Origin of the sequence: Thermoflexus hugenholtzii (assembly GCF_018771565.1) — a bacterium.
Classification (GTDB): domain Bacteria; phylum Chloroflexota; class Anaerolineae; order Thermoflexales; family Thermoflexaceae; genus Thermoflexus; species Thermoflexus hugenholtzii_A.
This window is the reverse complement of sequence record NZ_CP076326.1, coordinates 2,526,523-2,543,208: the sequence shown is the minus strand read 5'-3', so window position 1 is coordinate 2,543,208 and position 16,686 is coordinate 2,526,523. Positions and strand designations below refer to the sequence as shown.

The following is a 16,686-nucleotide window of genomic DNA, read 5'->3' as shown; positions in this document are numbered from 1 at the left end:
GCCGGATCTCTTGCCGCCTGCGGCGGCGTGCTTGACGCGGATCCTTTCGGGGGTGTGAGCGCGAGAAGGCCGGGAAGGCGCCGGAATGAAAGGCCTGGGGAAGCGGGCGCGGACGATTGAGGTGGCGGAGCTTTATCCTCCTCCGGGACAGTGGACGGAGGAGGAATACTTCATGCTCCCGGAGCGCAATCGGATCGTGGAGCTCTCGGAGGGGAGGCTGGTGGTGCCGCCGCACCCGACATACAGCCATCAGACGGCGTTGCAGAACATCTTCCTGGCCCTCCATGCCTTTGTGCAGGAACGCCGGTTGGGTGTAGTGCGCTTCGCTCCCCTCCCCGTCCGATTGTGGGCGGGCAAGATCCGGGAGCCGGACGTCTTTTTCATCGCTCGCGAGCACATGGATCGCATCGGAGAGCAGGCCTGCGGGGTTCCCGATCTCGTAGTGGAGGTGACCTCCCCGGCCACCCGTCGGACGGATCGGGTGGAGAAGTTTGTGGAGTATGCCCGGGCGGGGGTGCGGGAATACTGGATCGTGGACCCGGAGGCCCGAACCGTGGAGATCTACGGGCTGGAAAGCGGCGCGTATGAGCTCGTTGGGAAGTGGGGGTCAGGCCAGCGGGCTCGCTCCCGGCTGCTGGAGGGGTTTGAGATCGGGGTGGATCGGATCTTCACATCATGAGCGGATGGAGATCGGCGCGATCCGGAGCGGAGCGCGATGGTCCGGAAACACATCCCACAGCGCACATGCGTGGGCTGCCGGCAGGTGCAGGCGAAGCGGGAGATGATCCGCATCGTCCGCACGCCGGAGGGCCGCGTGCAGATCGATCCCACCGGCAAGAAATCCGGTCGGGGGGCGTATCTGCACCCCCGTCGTTCCTGCTGGGAGCGCGCTCTGAAGGACGGGCGCCTGGAGCATGCCCTGCGGATCGAGGCGATGCCGGAGGAGGATCGGATGGCCCTGGTGGCCTACGCCTCGACCCTGCCGGAGGAAGAGGATTGATGTGACCCGGAGCGGGGCATCGCGCGAGCCGGGCGCTCCCCGGCTTGTGAGGCCTCCCGGATCCGCCGGCACGGTCGGCCTGGGCCACCGTGCCGGTTTTCGTGCCGGTGTTCCGTGAGGAGCGGACCGGCTGGATGACGGAGATCACCGCATGGCCCGGCCCTCGAAGGGGCCGGGCGCGATTCAGGGCTTATGAAAGGAGGAGGGGATGCGGCAGAACGGTCGGAAGGAGATCGAGATCCCGGCGACCATCACGGTGCGCGAGCTGGCCGCCTTGATGTCGGTCAGCCCCATCGATGTCATCAAGGTCCTGATGCACAACGGCATCATGGCCAGCATCAATCAGCGCATCGATTACGAGACCGCTGCCCTGGTGGCCCACGAGTTCGGCTTTGAGCCCCGGGAGCAGCGCCCTCCCGAGGCGGTGGAGGAGGAAGGCCCTTCGCTGCTATGGCAACGCCTCTACGCCGGGGAGGATCCCTCCAAGCTCAAGCCGCGGCCGCCGGTGGTGGTGGTCCTCGGGCATGTGGATCACGGGAAGACCGCCCTGCTGGATGCCATCCGGCGCACCAACGTAGCGGCCCAGGAGGTGGGGCAGATCACCCAGCGCATTGGCGCCTATCAGGTGGAATACAACGGGCGCAAGATCACTTTCCTGGACACGCCGGGCCACGAGGCCTTCACCCAGATGCGGGCCCGGGGCGCCCAGGTCACGGACATCGCGGTGCTGGTGGTGGCTGCCGACGATGGGGTGATGCCCCAGACCCGGGAGGCCCTGGCCCACGCCCGGGCCGCCCGCCTGCCGATCATCGTGGCCCTCAACAAGATCGACAAGCCCACGGCCAACGTCGAACGGGTCATGAGCCAGCTCGCCGAGCTCGGCTTGGTCCCTCAGGAGTATGGCGGCGACACCATCGTGGTGAAGGTCTCGGCCAAGCAGCGCATCGGCATCGAGGACCTGCTGGAGGCGATCCTGCTGGTGGCCGAGACCCGGGAGATCAAAGCGAACCCGGACCGCCCGGCGGTGGGCACGGTGATCGACGCCCGGGTCGACCGGCGGGGGCCGGTGGCCACCCTCCTGGTCCAGAACGGCACCCTGAAGCAGGGCGACATCATCGTGGCCGGCGCGACCTACGGTCGCGTCCGCGCGATGTTCGATGACCGCGGCCGCCCGCTGAAGAAGGCGCCGCCCTCCACCCCGGTGGAGGTGCTGGGGCTCTCGGACGTGCCAGAGGCGGGAGATCTGTTCGAGGTGGTGGAGAGCGAGCGCCAGGCCCGGGAGCTCGCCGAGCGCCGGGCGGCGGAGCGCCAGCGCCAGCGCCAGGTCCGGCGGATGAGCCTGGAGGACCTTTACCGCCGGATGCAGGCCGGGAAGGTCCGGGAGTTCAATGTGATCATCAAGACGGACGTTCAGGGCTCCATCGAGCCCATCGTGGGCCTTCTACAGCGGCTGGTGGAGCGGCACGCTAAAGATCAGCTTCAGCTGAACATCCTCCACGCCGACGCCGGTGAGATCAGCGTTTCGGATGTGACCCTGGCCGCGGCCTCGGACGCCATCATCATCGGGTTCAATGTCCCGGTGGACGCGGCCGCGAAACGACTGGCTGAGAGCGAAGGGGTGGACATCCGGGTGTATTCCGTGATCTATCACATCGAGGAGGATCTGGAGAAGGCCCTGAAGGGGATGCTGGCTCCCACCATCCAGGAGCGGATCCTCGGCCACGCAGAGGTCCGCCAGGTCTTCAAGGTGAAGGGCGGCCAGGTCGCCGGCTGCTACGTCCGGGACGGGGAGATCCGCCGCAACGCCCTGGTGCGGGTCCTGCGAGGGGGCCAGAAGATCCATGAGGGCCGCATCGCTTCCCTTAAGCGCTATAAGGACGATGTGACCGAGGTGCGGGCCGGGTATGAGTGCGGCGTCGGGCTGGAGGGATTCCACGACTTCGCCGTGGGCGACATCCTCGAATGCTTCGTCCGGGAGGAGGTAAGCGCGGCCTGATCCCCGTCCAGGGGTCCGGCCGCCCCTTCTCCTCAGGGCATCGGGCGGGGAACCTTGACAAACCTCCCCACCCGTGTTACATATTCTTTGTGGAAAGGGCCGAGATAGCTCAGTTGGTAGAGCACCCGGCTGAAAACCGGGGGGTCGGCGGTTCGACTCCGCCTCTCGGCACTACAGGCGGGCGTAGCTCAGCTGGTGGAGCGCCTCCTTGCCATGGAGGAGGTCGCGGGTTCGAGTCCCGTCGCCCGCTCTGTGGCGGCGTAGCCGAGTGGCCCAGGCGGGGGTCTGCAAAACCCCAGACGTGGGTTCGATTCCCACCGCCGCCTCTGCTCCACGCAACGCCCCGGGCCTTGGGGACCCGGGGCGTTTTGCTCTCCGGCCTTCTCCATTCGTTTCCTGGAAACCACCGTGACCGCCCGGCATATCGCGGAGGGCGTGGCGATCGATGATGCGGCCGAAGGAGGGGATTTCAATCCGCACCTTCTTGCCGGAGAGGCCCGCTTCTACCGCCGGGAGTCCGTCCCCCTGAGGCTCTGGCGGGGGATGCGGTTCTGCCAGTCGAAATAGCGAACGCGGGTCGGATCGTTGCGCTGGCGCTGGAGCCAGTCCTCGAAGGCCTGTTGCTGGCGGGCCTGCAGATAGCCGGGCGCCAGCTCCCGATCCTCGCGGCCGGCCACGAAGGCGATGTGAAAACCCAAGGGCGAGGTGATCACCGGGGTCGTCGAAAGAACCGGCGTGGCGAAGACGATCTTCTCCAGCTCCGCCCCATATAGCGGCCCCAGCCCGCCCACCGGGGTCCAGCCCGCATCCAGGGCGGTGGCGCTCACCACCTTGCCCGCCTTCACCTCCTCAAATACCGGATCGAACCCCTCGCGCTCAATCCGACGGCGCAGCTCGCCGGCCAGCTCCGGGGTCTCCGCGGTGATCAGACGGACGTTCACCTGCTCCTCGTGGGTCGGCACCTCCCGGGCGAAGGCCTCCCGGAGCTGCTGCTCCAGCAAATCGGCCTCCACCATGGCCCGGTAGTCCGCCTCCGTGATCCCCAGCTCCCCCCATTGCTTGAGCCGCGCCGCGTAAAGGGCCCGGAAGCTGGCTTCCGACATCGGCGTGGGCGTGGGAAATGGGGTCGCCGTAGGGGTGCCGGTGAGGACGGTCCCAACGGGAGGGGTGGCCGGGGGTGTCGGGGAGGCCGCCGGCGTGGGCGTTTCCCGGAAAAACCCGAAGCGCCGCTCGATCTCCCGGTCCACCGCCTCCGGCGAAACCCGGATCCCCCGCCGTTCGGCCTCCTGGCGGATCAGCCGCTCGTCGATCATCTGCTGGAGGACCGCCCGGCCCAGGACCACGGGGTCCTCGAGCTGCAGGTTGATCTGGTTCAGCTGCTGCCGGTAGATGGCCGCGATGGTGCCCTGGGTGGGATCGTTGGGGTCCAGCGCCGCGATCTCCTGCTGAAGGAAAGCGGCCTGCTGTTGCAACGCGGCCCGCGCGAACCGGAATCGCTTCTGGAACTCCCGGGTTGAGATGGGCTGGCCGTCCACAGTCGCCACCGGCTGTTCCGGCCAGATGGCCTGCTCATAAACCCATCCCCCTACGATGATCAGCAGGGCGAGCAGGACGACCCCGCCGGCGGCGAGCAGAAGAATCCGCTGCAGGCGAGCTTCCTGTTCCGCCCGGGAGAGGGCCTTGCGGTTGATGCTGCTCGGTTTCCGGGCCATACCCTCGCCTCAGGAGCGCTCGGAGGATGCACCCATAAACTCCCCCGGCCCGGCGCTCGGTCGCGCGGCCGGGGGAGCATGCCGGAGATGCCGGAGGGCCCATGGGGCCCCGGGCTTCCGCAGGCGTTCAGGGACCGCCCCAGCCATACTTGCGGACGTGCTCGGCGGTGAAGGGCAGGAGCCCCAGATGGCGCGCCCGCTTGATGGCCACGGAGAGGCGTCGCTGATGCTTGGCGCAGGTGCCGGTCTGTCGGCGCGGCTTGATGCGCGCGCGATCGTTCACGAACCGGCGCAGCAGATCGACGTTCTTGTAATCGATGGCCACCCGCTCGACACAGAAATAGCACAGCCGGGGTGGCTGCGCGTAGCGGCGCGTCGGCGCGGCCTTCGCCGGGGCCGCGGGCGCCGGAGCCGGGGCGGCGCTCTCCACCGCCGCTTCCACCGCCTCCGCGCGTGGTGTTTCGATCTCCTTCCGATCTTCCGTCAAGGCGAACCTCCTTCCATGCGATCTGGGCATCCCCGGGCGCGGTCATGCCCGGCGATCTTCTTCGCGGCCAGCATAAAGATCTGGCGAATCCATCCCCCGCTTAAAAGGGGAACTCCTCCGCGTTCTCCTCCTCGCCCGCCTCCTCTGCGAAGGATGGCGAGCCGGCTTGACCTTCCCCCAGCACGATCATCTCATTGGCCACCAGCTCCGTCCGATAGTGCCGGCGGCCCTCCGCGTCCTCCCATCCCCGGGTCTGCAGGCGCCCTTCCACATAGACATACATGCCTTTGCGCAGGCGCTGCTTGCAGACCTCCGCCAGTCCACCCCAGGCCACGACGTTGAACCATTCCGTCTCCTCCCGCCGATCGCCGTTGCTGGCGATCCAGGTGCGGGTGGTGGCCACCGGGAACGTCGTCACAGGGCGCCCGTTAGGGGTGAACCGCATCTCCGGATCCCGCCCAACCTGGCCGATGATCATCACCTTGTTCAGCCCACGCATGGAGCCCTTCCCTTCTCTTCTCTCCGGATCCACGAGACGGCCTCGCCCCCATTCAATCCTCATCCAGACGGACCAGGAGGTGGCGGAGCACCTCTTCGGTGATGCGCAGCGTGCGCTCCAGGGAGGCGGTCGCCGGCGCGGGCATCTCCGCCCGCATGAGGACATAATGCCCTTCCATCTTCTTGCGAATGGGGTAACAGAAACGGCGGCGACCCCAGGGGATGACCTCCTGGATCTGCCCACCGTTCGAGGTGATCACCCCTTTGATGCGCTCGATGGTCTGGTCCAGCTGCTCCGGGCTGAGATCCGGATCCAGGACCACCATCAGCTCATAAGGTCGAATGCGCGGCGCAGGCTGGATCAGCACGGAAATGACCTCCTTTCCACGGGTTTGCCCCCGCTCGGGGCGGGAGCGGAAAGGCGCAAAGCCGGAGGGTATCCTACCACATCCGGGGCGATTCGGCAACCATCTCGCGGGAGCTTACCCGAATCCGCCGGCGCTCAGAAGATATCCCAAGCTGTAGCCCAGGAGCGCTCCTCCGGCCAGGAACGGCAGCCCGGCCTGGACCTGTCGCCGGGCGCTCAGCCGGGCGGTCAGGAGCAGCTGCCCCGCCAGGATGCCGATCAGCGTTCCGATCGCCGGCCACGGGGCAGGATGTTCCCGCAAGGCGGAGAGCGTCAGCACGGCGGGCAGGACGGCATCCCCGAACCCCATGGCCAGGATGGGCCCTTGGGTCTTCGCGCGGGGGATCTCCAGCGGGATGATGAACAGCATGGGAAGGCGCTCCTCGAAGGCCCAGCGGGCCAGCTGCTGCATATGCCCCAGGACGTGCACGGCCAGCACGTCGTAGAGGATCATGATCAGAAGCAGGGCCGCAGCGGCCGGCGGGGGAAGCAGAGATCCCAGGTAGATGACGGCCCCGCTGCAGGCCAGGAGACCCATCAGGTTCGAAAGGGCCCAGGAGGAGCGCCGCCGTCCCTCCCGGATCAGGCCTACGGTCAGTCCTCCCAGCACGAGATCCGCCCAGACCGGCGGGGGAGCCGCGAGCAGCGCGGAGAGCAGCTCGTGCAGGGCGAAGAAAAGCGCTGCCCCGAAGGAGGCGAGCAAGGCGAAGCTCAGGATCCGGGAGAGGAAACGTCGATCCCGCAGCTGCAGGAGGAGCGCGAGGAGGGCTCCTGTGGCAATTGGGATCAAGGCGAGAGGAACGGCGAAGACCACCTGCTCGCCGATCGGCCGGGCGGCCAGCCGTTCCGAGAGCTGGCGGATGGCTTCCAGGGCCTCCCCCGGGGCAGAGGTCTGGGAGTTCGGAGGGAAGCCGGACCCCAGAAAAGCCAGGAAGTGCACGGAGAGGAGGACGGCCATCGCCCCGCCGATGCCGGTCGGCCCGATGGACCCTGGAACGGGATCCGGCGCGTCGGCGGACGGCTCGCCGGCTTCCGGAGGCGGTGCGACCCGGGTGACCTGCAGGCGGAGCCCCTGCACCGCCATGACCCGAACCCGCTCGCCGGCCGCGATCCGTTCCCCAACAGCCCGGGCGGTCCACGTTTCTCCCCGCACCCAGACGGTTCCCTCGGGATCCAGATCCGTCTGGGCGATCCCCTCCGCCCCGATCAGGCGCTCCGGGGACTGAAGGGGAGGGCGCCGGCCCATCTGACGCATCAGGTGCGCCAGGCCGAAAGAGGCGGCCGCTCCTGTTAGGGCGGTCCCTATGAGGATCGCCGGGGCCACGCGTTGCCCGGTGCCGGGCGGCAGCAGGAACAGGCCGCCCAGGCTCATGGCCAGGGCCCCGGAGAGCCCCAGATATCCCCCGCTCTGGAGGTAGAGCTCCCCCAGGAAAAGAAGGGAGCCCAGCAGGATCAGCAGGAGGCCGGCCGCGCTCACGGGCAGCCGGAGCAGGCCGATCACAGCCAGGCCCAGCAAGAGCACGGCCAGGCCCTCTGCCAGCCCGGTCCCCGGGATGCTCCACGCGGCGACGGCGGCCAGGATCCCGCCGACCAGAAGGAGATACGCGACATTTGGATCCGCCAGCCAGCCCCAGAGCAGCTGCAAAAGGTCCATGCGGGTTTCCGCCTCATCGCCTCATGTCTTGCGCAGGACGATGGCCATGGCCTCCTTCAGGCCCTCCAGGGCGGAGCGGCTCTCCGCGTCCATGGCGCAGGCGATGATACAGGCCTCCATATGGCTTTCCAGGAGCATCAGGATGGCTTGGTTGAGGGCGGACTTGACCGCCGCCAGCTGCACCAGCAGGCTGTTGCAGTCCTGGTGCTCGGCCAGCATCCGCCGGACGGCGGCCAGGTGCCCTTCGATGCGCGCCAGGCGGGCGTCTAAGGCGCGCTCCTGTTCGGGCGTGAGATACACCTGCACCTGCGGCCCTCCGGTCGTCCGGAGGAGGGCGTCCCGGGTCGGTTTGCGGCGCGATGAGGGTCGTCGGGGCATCCGGCCTCCTGATGGCGATCAGGGTCTTCTTCCAGCATACCACCGGTATGAAGGTAAGTGGGGGAGCCAGGCCATCCCCCGGCGCCCGGAGCGGGGATCCGGCCCCTCTTGTCAAAACGGCCGGAGGTGGTTATAACTAATAACGCAGAGCCCGAACGGAGGGGGAGCGGCCTTCGAGCTCGGCGTGAGATCAGCGCTGGCCCCGCTGCGGAGAAGTCAGTCATCTCAAGGCTAAAAGGAGGAGGTGCGATGAACCGCTCACGTGCTTGGTGGTGGCTCTCGCTGGTCGCCCTGGTGGGCCTGGTGCTCTCGGCCTGCGCCCCGGCGGCCACGCCAACCCCGCAGGTGATCGAGAAAGAGAAGGTCGTCGAGAAGGTCGTCACCCCGACGCCGGTTCCTCGTAAGGTCCTCCGCCTGAACCTGGGCCCCGGTGACGTCCCGACCCTGGATCCCTCCCTGGCGACGGACACCTCTTCGATCCAGATCATCGAGCTGGCCTTTGTGGGCCTGACCCGCCAGAACGAGGAGACGGCGGCGGTGGAGCCCGGGATGGCGGAGCGCTGGGAGGTCTCGCCGGACGGCAAGGTGTGGACCTTCTACCTGCGCAAGGGCATCCCGTGGGTGCGCTGGAACGGCCAGGAGGTGGAGCAGGTTAAGGATGAAAAGGGCAACGTCCGTTACGTGACCGCCCACGACTTCTACTATGGGGCCATCCGCACCCTGGATCCCAAGACCGGCGGCGAATACGCCTACGTGCCGGCCTTCTTCATTGAGGGCGCCAAGGAGTTCAACGAGGGGACCATCACCGAGCCGGAGAAGGTCGGCATCAAGGTGATCGACGACTACACGATCCAGTTCACCCTGAAGGAGCCCGTAGGCTTCTTCGCCAACATCGCCGGCCTGTGGATGCTGCGGGCGGAGCCCAAGTGGCTGATCGAGGAGAAGGGCGAGCGCTGGACGGAGACCGGCGCTTACCACTCCTATGGGCCCTATGTGATGAAGGAGTGGGTGCACGACAGCCACATCGTGATGGTGGCCAACCCCTTCTGGCCCGACAACATCCCCAGCGTGCCCAAGCCGAAGATCGAGGAGATCGTCTTCCGCATGCTGGATGAGTCCCCGGCCTTCGCTGAGTATGAGGCCGGCAACCTGGATGTGGCGGGCGTGCCTCTCTCGGAGATCGACCGGGTGAAGGCCGATCCCAAGCTCTCCCAGGAGCTGAAGATCGCGCCGATCCTGTGCACCTACTACTACGGCTTCAACGTCACCAAGCCGCCCTTCGATGATGCCCGCATGCGCCTGGCCTTCTCCCTGGCCGTGGACCGCAAGGCCATCGTGGAGAACGTGACCAAGGGCGGCCAGGAGCCGGCCCAGTGGTTCTCCCGGCCCGGTCTGCAGGCGGCGCCCACCCTCCAGACCCATCCCAACCTGGGCGTGAAGTATGACCCTGAGCGGGCCAAGCAGCTCTTCCAGGAGGTCCTCAAGGAGAAGTATGGCGGCGATGTGAAGAACCTGCCGCCGATCACCCTGATGGTCAACCAGGTGGAGGGCCACATCAAGATCGCCGAGGCCATCCAGCAGATGTGGAAGGAGGTCCTGGGCGTTGACGTGAAGCTGGAGACCCAGGAGTGGAAGGTCTACCTGAAGACCCTCCAGACCGACCCGCCGCAGGTCTGGCGGCTGGGCTGGTGCCAGGATTACCCCCACGCCAGCAACTTCCTGAAGGATGTGTTCTACTCCACCTCCGACAACAACCACACGAAGTGGGGGAATCCGGAGTTCGACCGCCTGGTCGATCAGGCCCTGCGGGAGACCGATGAGAACAAGGCCCGAGAGCTCTACGCCCAGGCCGAGGACATCCTGGTGGCCAAGGACGCGGCCATCATCCCCATCTACTGGTACACCCGCGTCACGGTCACCAAGCCGTATGTGAAGCGCACCTTCTCGGTGCTGGGCGGCCTGGAGCACATCGAGAAGTGGGACATCCAGCAGTGAGCCTTGACGCCGGCAGGAGGGGGCGGCGCGCCGCCCCCTCCTGTTCAAACGAGCCGACATGAGGTATAACAGGGGAGGCCGGGGGAGAGGACCCTTGCCGGCCTCCCCTGTTTTCGGGAAGAGGAGATCGATCCGGAGCTCAGCCGAACGGAACTCCGTCTCAGGAGTGAGGGGAGATGCTCCGTTACATCGTGCGGCGGATGCTATGGAACCTCTTGGTGCTGTGGGTGATCACGGTGATCACCTTCGCCCTCATGCACGCGGTGCCCGGAGGGCCCTTCGACCGGGAGAAGCCGCTCCCTCCGGAGATCCGGGCGAACATCGAGGCCAAATATCATCTCGATAAGCCGGTGGTGATCCAGTATCTTTACTACATGCGCGACCTCCTGGTCCCCCGATATTCCCCCACTTTGCCGACCTCTCTCCAGGAGGACGCGCTGATCCGCTGGAAGATCGGGCCGGGCTATTTCCTCTGGATCAACCTGGGCCCGTCCTATTCCTCCCGCAGCCGCTCCGTCAACGACATCATCCGCCAGAACCTGCCGGTGTCCTTTGAGCTGGGCGTCTACGCCCTGCTGGTGGCCGTAGGCATCGGGATCCCCCTGGGCATCCTGGCCGCCCTGAACCAGAACACCTTCCTGGATTACTTCGGGATGAGCCTGGCGATCTTCGGGGTCTCGGTGCCGGTGATCGTATTGGGCCCGATCCTGGTCTCGGTCTTCGGGGTGTGGCTGAAGTGGCTGCCGCCGACGGGGTGGGGGACCCCGGCGCACGCCATCATGCCCTCCATCGCCCTGGGGCTGGCCAGCTCCGCCCTCATCGCCCGCCTCACCCGGGCCAGTTTGCTCCAGGTGATCCGGGAGGACTACATCCGCACCGCCCGGGCGAAAGGCCTCGCCGAGCGCCTGGTCATCGTCCGCCACGCCCTTCGGAACTCCCTCATCCCGGTGGTCACGGTGCTCGGTCCCCTCTTCGCCGCCCTGGTGACCGGGACCTTCGTGACGGAGACGATCTTCGGCATCCCGGGGCTCGGCCGTTACTTCGTCACCAGCATCACCAACCGGGATCACCCGGTGATCATGGGGACCATTTTGATCTACGCCATTTTCCTGGTGATCGCCAACCTGGTTGTTGACATCACCTACGCCTTCCTGGATCCGCGGATCCGTTACACCTGATCTTGAGAAGCGAGGTGGACGATGGCGACGCAGGCGATGCGTCGAGGGGCAGAGGCCCTCGCGGTTCCCACCCGTCGGCCGGTGGGGTTCTGGGAGGACGCCCTCTATCGGCTCTCCCGCAACCGGGCAGCCATGGTCGGGGCGGGGATCGTCATCCTGCTCGTCCTGGTGGCGATCTTCGCACCCCTCATCGCTCCCTATCCCTACGACAAGCAGGTGCTGACCGACCGGGATAAGGTCCCGGCCTGGATGGTGAAGGTCTTCCCCTTTATGCAGCCCTACGCGCGGATCAGCGACCGCTATCTGCTGGGAGCGGACTACGTGGGGCGGGACCTCTTCAGCCGCATCATCTACGGGACCCGGGTGTCCCTGACGGTGGCCTTCGTGGGGCCGCTGATCAGCCTCATCGTGGGGACCACCTACGGTCTGATCTCGGGCTACTTCGGCGGGCGGCTGGATAACATCATGATGCGTCTGGTGGATGTTCTCTATGCTTTCCCGGGGTTGCTGTTCATCATCCTGTTGATGGTGTTCTTCCGTCAGGTGCCCCAGGAGGCCCGCTCGGTCTGGGACGCCATCCGGATCCAGATGTATAAGATCGACGCTGCCTTCGGGGGGATGTTGTTTATCTTCGTGGGCATCGGGCTGACGGCCTGGGAGAACATGGCCCGCCTGGCCCGGGGGCAGGTCCTCTCGGTCCGGGAGAAGGAGTTCATCGAGGCCGCCCGGGCCATCGGGGCGGGGCACCTGCGCATTATGTTCCGCCACATCCTGCCCAACATCATCGGCCCCCTGATCGTGGCCGAGACCCTGGCCATCCCCTCCTACATCACCACCGAGGCCTTCCTGAGCTTCATCGGCCTCGGGGTGAACCCGCCGACCCCCAGCTGGGGGCTGATGATCTCCCAGGGCGCCCAGGCGATCCGCACCTATCCCAACCAGGCCCTGGCCCCCGCCCTCGCCCTGGCCATCACCATGTTCGCTTTCAACTTCCTGGGGGACGGCCTGCGGGACGCCCTGGACCCGCGGATGCGGGGCACGCAGTAAAGGGAGCTCTCCCATACTCCCCGGGCCGGGATCGCCCGGCCCGGGGATTCTCGTACTGGATCCTCACGGCGGAGGCTGCGGATGGGACGCCTGATGAGCGAGGTGGCCATCGTCGGGGTGGGCTGGAGCGGCTTCCGATCGATCACCCCCGACCTCTCCTTCCGGGAGATGATGTTCGAGGCCGCGGCCATGGCCTACGCCGACGCAGGGATCCATCCCCGCCGGGACCTGGACGGCCTGGTCACCGCGGAGGAGGACTTCCACGAGGGCATCGCCATCAGCGACGAATACGTCCCGGACCAGATGGGGGCGGTGCTGAAATCGGTGCATACCATCGCCGGCGACGGCCTCCAGGCCCTGGCCGCGGGGGTGATGCAGATCGCCGCGGGGGCCGCCCGCATCCTGGCCGTCGAATCCCACAGCAAGGCCAGCAACATCCAGAACCTCCCCCAGATCACCGCCCTGGCCATGGACCCGGTCTTCCAGCGCCCCCTGGATGCCCACCCCCTCTTCATCGCCGGGCTGGAGATGCGCCGCTACCTGGAGGCCACGCGCACCCCTCTGGAGCATGTGGCTCGGGTGGTGGTCAAGAACCGGCGCAACGCCATGCGCAACCCCCGCGCCGCCTTCCCGGCGGATCTCACCGTCGAAGATGTGCTGAGGAGCGAGCCCCTGGCTGAGCCCCTCACCCGCCTGATGGCCGCCGAGCCGGCCGACGGATGCGTGGTGATCGTCCTGGCGCGGGGGGATATCGCCCGCTCCCTGACCGACCGGGCGATCTGGATCCGCGGGATCGGATGGGCGACCGACTCCTACACCCTGGAGGGGCGGGATTGGGAGGGCGCCCGTTACCTCCGCCGGGCGGCCGAGATCGCCTATCAGCAGGCCGGGATCCGTTCGCCCCGCCGGGCCTTCGATCTGGTGGAGATCGACGACACATTCGCCTATAAAGAGCTCCAGCACCTGGAAGCCCTGGGCCTCTGCCGTCCCGGGGAGGCCGGATGGTGGACGGCCGAGGGGGCGACCGAAATCGGGGGGGAGTTGCCGGTGAACCCCTCCGGCGGGTGTCTGGGGGAAGGCCATCTCCTGGACGCCTCCGGGCTGGCCCGGCTGCTGGAAGCGGTGCTCCAGCTGCGCGGGGAGGCCGGTCCCCGGCAGATCCCGCACGCCGGCACGGCCCTGGTGGCCTCCTGGCGCGGGCTGCCCACCGCTACCGGCGCGGTGGCCATCCTGAGTCGGGAGCCCTGACGATGGGCCTTGCCCGGATGTCCCCGGAACGCTTGTCGGTGAACGCCGGCCCTTCGAGCCGACCCGCCATGCCTCCCTGTGGCCGGGCCAGAAGCATCGGGGCGGCGCCTCGAACGGTCCGCCGCCGGGAGGAGGGGGAGAGGTTCCCCGCGCCGCGGGATGAACTTCCCCGCGATCGGCCGGAGGTGCCCATGCATCCGGAGGAGCTACGCGGAAGGCTGGAGCAGCTGGAGAACGAGGTCCTGATGCTCAAGCACGTGCTGCGCTTCATCCTGGCCGCTCACCGCCGCCATCTTCCCTCCTTCTCCGGCCAGCGGGTGGACCCGGAGCTCGTGCGCCAGGTGCGACGGGAGATCCAGGCCCGGTGGCATGAAGAGTGGGAGGATCTGATCCCGCCGAAACCGAGGCTCCTGTGAGAACGTACGTTCTGGATACTCACGCCCTGATCTGGTATCTCACGCGGGATGAGCGGCTCAGCCCGGCGGCCCGGCAGGCTTTCCGGGAGATCGAGCGAGGGGAGGCCAGAGGGCTGATCCCCATCGTTGTCCTGTTGGAGCTGATCCGGATCGAGGAGAAGGAGCTGATCCCGCCCCTCTGGGAGGCCGTCCTGGCCACGCTGCTCGGCGGGGGGAGATTCGAGGTGGTGCCCCTGGACCTCAACCTGTTGGCGCTGGTGCGGGAGCTGCCGGAGATCGAGGACCTGCACGACCGGGTGATCGTGGCCATCGCCCGGCGCTATGAGGCGGTTCTGGTCACCTACGATGAGATCATCCGGCGCTCCGGCCTGGTGGAAACCCTCTGGTGATGCGGATCTGCCCGAGGAGGTAAGGCCAAATGGCGGGACGGCGAGTGGCCATCGTCGGTGCGGGGATGACCAAGTTCGTGCGCCGGGCCCTGGAGACCGGCCCGGAGCTGGCCTGGGAGGCCGCCCACAAGGCCCTGGAGTCTTGCGAGATGACCCTGGATCAGATCGACGCGGTCGTGCTGGGCTCCGCCCCCGATGCCTTCGATGGGGTCCATATGAAGGTGGAGTATCTGAGCCCGGGGGCAGGCGCCTGGGGCAAGCCCACCATCCGGGGTTACGTGGGCGGCGGGACCGGGGTCTTCGCCGCCATCCAGGGCTGGTATCACATCGCCAGCGGGATGTTCGACACGGTGCTGGTGGTGTGTGAGGAGAAGATGTCCTCCTGCCACCCGCACCCGCAGGCGGCCTTCAATTACATCTTCGATCACACCCTGGAGCGCCCCCTGGGCCCCAACCTCCTGTGGATCTTCGCCCTCGAGATGAACGCATATATGACGAAATACGGGCTCACGAAGCGGGACATCGCGATGGTGGCGGTGAAGAACAAGCGCAACGCGGCCGACCATCCGGCGGCCCAGCTGGGCGATCCGAACATCACGGTGGAGGATGTGCTGAACTCAGAGGTGCTGGCCTGGCCGGTGCAGCGGCTGGACGTCTCCCCGACCAGCGACGGGGCGGTGGCTATCGTGATGGCCGCCGAGCATGTGGCCCGGCGGGTGACGAACAAGCCGGTCTGGGTGGAAGGCGTGGGCTGGTCCCTGGACACCCAATACTGGACCAACCGGGACCTCTCCTACCCCACGTATGTGGAAGAAGCCGCCCGCAAGGCCTACGCGATGGCCGGCATCAAGGAGCCCCGCAAGGAGATCCACATCGTGGAGCCCTATGATCCCTTCGATTATAAGGAGCTGCATCACCTGGAGGGGCTGCTGCTGGCGGATCGCGGGAAGGCCGCTGAGCTGATCGCCCTCGGGATCGCCAACCGGGACGGGGACATGCCGGTCACGCCCTCCGGGGGGCTCCTGGGGGTCGGGAACCCTATCGCGGCCGCCGGCCTGATGAAGGTGGCCGAGATCTTCTGGCAGCTCCGGGGGGAGGCCGGCAAGCGCCAGGTGCCCGGCCAGCCCCGACGGGGCCTGGCCCAGGCCTGGGGGGATCTGATGCAGGTCGGCACGGTGATCATCCTGGGAATCTGAGAGGAGGAAAGCCCCATGGAGCGCTGGGTCTACCCCACCACCGGCCTCCGGCCGGAGGACATCGAACAGGGACGGGTGCTCACCACCCGGGCGCCGTTGCGGGGCGAATACGCCTGGGACACCGGGGTGGCGGTGGGGCGCTTCCTGGCCGAGCTGAAGAACGGCCGGCTGATCGGCCGGCGCTGCCGATCCTGCGGCCGGGTGATGATCCCGCCCCGCATGTTCTGCGAGCAGTGCTTCCGCCCCACCGACGAATGGGTCCCCCTGGCCGATACCGGCACGGTGATCACCTTCTCGGTGTGCACCATCTCCTGGGACATGCGCCGCCTGGAGGTCCCGGAGGTCCCTGCCGTCATCGCCATCGATGGCGCCTCCCCCGGGATGGGGATTCTGCACAAGCTGGGGGAGGTCGGGCAGACCCTCGAGGAGATCCTCCAGCGGGTCCGGGTCGGCATGCGGGTTCAAGCGGTCTGGAAGCCGCCGCACGAGCGGGAGGGCGCGATCACCGACATCCGGTATTTCCGACCCCTGGAAGCCTGAAGGAGGCCCTGATGGCGCTCATCGAACGGATCCTTCATGCCCGGGACGCCCGCGCCTGGCACGGCACGATCCGGCTGGAGGGGGTCTACACCGCAGGGGTGGCCGGGGAGCGCTGGCTGCGCGGCCTGCAGGCCGGCAAGATCTACGGGACCCGCTGCCCCCGTTGTCAATATACCTACGTTCCGGCCCGCCGTTTCTGTGAGCGCTGCCTGGGTGGGCTGGACGAGGGGGCATGGGTGGAGGTGGGCCCGCAGGGGACGCTCCTCTCATGGACGCGGGTGTATCTCGCCCCGGACGGGAGCCGGCTGGCGCATCCCCGCACCCTCGGCCTGATCCGCCTGGATGGAGCCGACGCCCTCTTCATCCACGACCTGCTGGATGAGGGAACCCCCTGGGCCGTCGGCATGCGGGTGGAAGCCGTCTTCCGCCCGGCCCCGGAGCGGGTCGGCAGCCTCCTGGACCTTCAAGGCTTCCGCCCGATTCGGTAGCGGAAGCCCTCTCGTTTGTTTTGATTTTCACAACCATGGCTTGCGGGGGGAGGGGGGA

The 16,686-nt window shown here is 67.4% G+C and carries 18 protein-coding genes and 3 tRNA genes; 15 read left to right on the top strand and 6 right to left on the bottom strand.

From position 1 onward, the window contains the following. The first annotated feature begins 85 nt into the window (after positions 1 to 85). The 6 genes from KNN16_RS11500 (at position 86) to KNN16_RS11475 (ending at position 3,322) form a co-directional block, all read left to right on the top strand. Complete coding sequence (locus tag KNN16_RS11500) at positions 86 to 679, top strand: Uma2 family endonuclease (protein ID WP_303897050.1); 594 nt, start codon at positions 86 to 88, stop codon at positions 677 to 679. Positions 680 to 715: 36 nt separating this feature from the next. Continuing rightward, a complete protein-coding gene (rnpM, locus tag KNN16_RS11495; RefSeq protein WP_299284362.1) occupies positions 716 to 1,000 on the top strand; it encodes an RNase P modulator RnpM in 285 nt (94 codons plus the stop codon). 208 nt (positions 1,001 to 1,208) lie between these two features. Further along, a complete protein-coding gene (gene infB, locus KNN16_RS11490) occupies positions 1,209 to 2,996 on the top strand; it encodes a translation initiation factor IF-2 (RefSeq protein ID WP_303897047.1) in 1,788 nt (595 codons plus the stop codon). 98 nt (positions 2,997 to 3,094) lie between these two features. Beyond that, positions 3,095 to 3,167 (top strand) — tRNA-Phe (locus tag KNN16_RS11485). Between the two features lie 6 nt (positions 3,168 to 3,173). Continuing rightward, positions 3,174 to 3,246, top strand: a tRNA-Gly gene (locus tag KNN16_RS11480). A gap of 4 nt (positions 3,247 to 3,250) precedes the next feature. Continuing rightward, positions 3,251 to 3,322, top strand: a tRNA-Cys gene (locus KNN16_RS11475). Positions 3,323 to 3,499: 177 nt separating this feature from the next. On the opposite strand, the gene KNN16_RS11470 is transcribed toward KNN16_RS11475, so the two are convergent. The 6 genes from KNN16_RS11470 to KNN16_RS11445 form a co-directional block, all read right to left on the bottom strand. Next, entirely contained in the window at positions 3,500 to 4,708 is a 1,209-nt protein-coding gene (locus KNN16_RS11470; RefSeq protein WP_303897045.1) for a SurA N-terminal domain-containing protein, read from the bottom strand. A 127-nt stretch (positions 4,709 to 4,835) separates the two neighbouring features. Then, a complete protein-coding gene (rpsR, locus tag KNN16_RS15205; protein ID WP_322794808.1) occupies positions 4,836 to 5,195 on the bottom strand; it encodes a 30S ribosomal protein S18 in 360 nt (119 codons plus the stop codon). Positions 5,196 to 5,295: 100 nt separating this feature from the next. Then, complete coding sequence (locus KNN16_RS11460; RefSeq protein ID WP_088570255.1) at positions 5,296 to 5,694, bottom strand: single-stranded DNA-binding protein; 399 nt, start codon at positions 5,692 to 5,694, stop codon at positions 5,296 to 5,298. A 52-nt stretch (positions 5,695 to 5,746) separates the two neighbouring features. Beyond that, on the bottom strand, positions 5,747 to 6,061 hold the full coding sequence (gene rpsF, locus KNN16_RS11455) for a 30S ribosomal protein S6 (protein WP_200808046.1): 315 nt from the start codon (positions 6,059 to 6,061) through the stop codon (positions 5,747 to 5,749). A 114-nt stretch (positions 6,062 to 6,175) separates the two neighbouring features. Next, positions 6,176 to 7,753, bottom strand: a complete 1,578-nt coding sequence (locus KNN16_RS11450) for a presenilin family intramembrane aspartyl protease (RefSeq protein WP_303897043.1) — start codon at positions 7,751 to 7,753, stop codon at positions 6,176 to 6,178. Positions 7,754 to 7,774: 21 nt separating this feature from the next. Then, positions 7,775 to 8,131, bottom strand: a complete 357-nt coding sequence (locus tag KNN16_RS11445) for a metal-sensitive transcriptional regulator (protein WP_299284341.1) — start codon at positions 8,129 to 8,131, stop codon at positions 7,775 to 7,777. Positions 8,132 to 8,380: 249 nt separating this feature from the next. On the opposite strand from KNN16_RS11445, the gene KNN16_RS11440 reads away from it, so the two are divergent. The 9 genes from KNN16_RS11440 to KNN16_RS11400 all read left to right on the top strand — a co-directional run bounded on the left by KNN16_RS11440 (position 8,381) and on the right by KNN16_RS11400 (position 16,628). Further along, positions 8,381 to 10,126, top strand: coding sequence for an ABC transporter substrate-binding protein (locus tag KNN16_RS11440; protein WP_303897040.1), 1,746 nt, complete (start codon positions 8,381 to 8,383; stop codon positions 10,124 to 10,126). A 176-nt stretch (positions 10,127 to 10,302) separates the two neighbouring features. Beyond that, complete coding sequence (locus KNN16_RS11435; RefSeq protein ID WP_299284475.1) at positions 10,303 to 11,304, top strand: ABC transporter permease; 1,002 nt, start codon at positions 10,303 to 10,305, stop codon at positions 11,302 to 11,304. Positions 11,305 to 11,325: 21 nt separating this feature from the next. Then, positions 11,326 to 12,351, top strand: coding sequence for an ABC transporter permease (locus KNN16_RS11430; protein ID WP_299284472.1), 1,026 nt, complete (start codon positions 11,326 to 11,328; stop codon positions 12,349 to 12,351). Between the two features lie 81 nt (positions 12,352 to 12,432). Then, complete coding sequence (locus KNN16_RS11425; protein WP_299284469.1) at positions 12,433 to 13,599, top strand: hypothetical protein; 1,167 nt, start codon at positions 12,433 to 12,435, stop codon at positions 13,597 to 13,599. 191 nt (positions 13,600 to 13,790) lie between these two features. Then, positions 13,791 to 14,015: a hypothetical protein gene (locus KNN16_RS11420; protein WP_143597491.1), complete on the top strand. Its 225-nt coding sequence runs from the start codon at positions 13,791 to 13,793 to the stop codon at positions 14,013 to 14,015. Further along, the gene (locus KNN16_RS11415; protein ID WP_299284459.1) at positions 14,012 to 14,404 is read left to right on the top strand and encodes a type II toxin-antitoxin system VapC family toxin; all 393 of its coding nucleotides are present in this window, start codon (positions 14,012 to 14,014) and stop codon (positions 14,402 to 14,404) included. The genes KNN16_RS11420 and KNN16_RS11415 overlap by 4 nt, the downstream gene beginning before the upstream one ends. A 29-nt stretch (positions 14,405 to 14,433) precedes the next feature. Next, positions 14,434 to 15,600, top strand: a complete 1,167-nt coding sequence (locus KNN16_RS11410) for a thiolase domain-containing protein (RefSeq protein WP_088570248.1) — start codon at positions 14,434 to 14,436, stop codon at positions 15,598 to 15,600. 15 nt (positions 15,601 to 15,615) lie between these two features. Then, positions 15,616 to 16,140 carry a Zn-ribbon domain-containing OB-fold protein gene (locus tag KNN16_RS11405; RefSeq protein WP_303897036.1) on the top strand — a complete coding sequence of 175 codons (525 nt, stop codon included), beginning with the start codon at positions 15,616 to 15,618 and terminating at the stop codon, positions 16,138 to 16,140. An 11-nt stretch (positions 16,141 to 16,151) separates the two neighbouring features. Beyond that, positions 16,152 to 16,628: a Zn-ribbon domain-containing OB-fold protein gene (locus KNN16_RS11400; RefSeq protein WP_299284450.1), complete on the top strand. Its 477-nt coding sequence runs from the start codon at positions 16,152 to 16,154 to the stop codon at positions 16,626 to 16,628. Positions 16,629 to 16,686 lie beyond the last annotated feature (58 nt).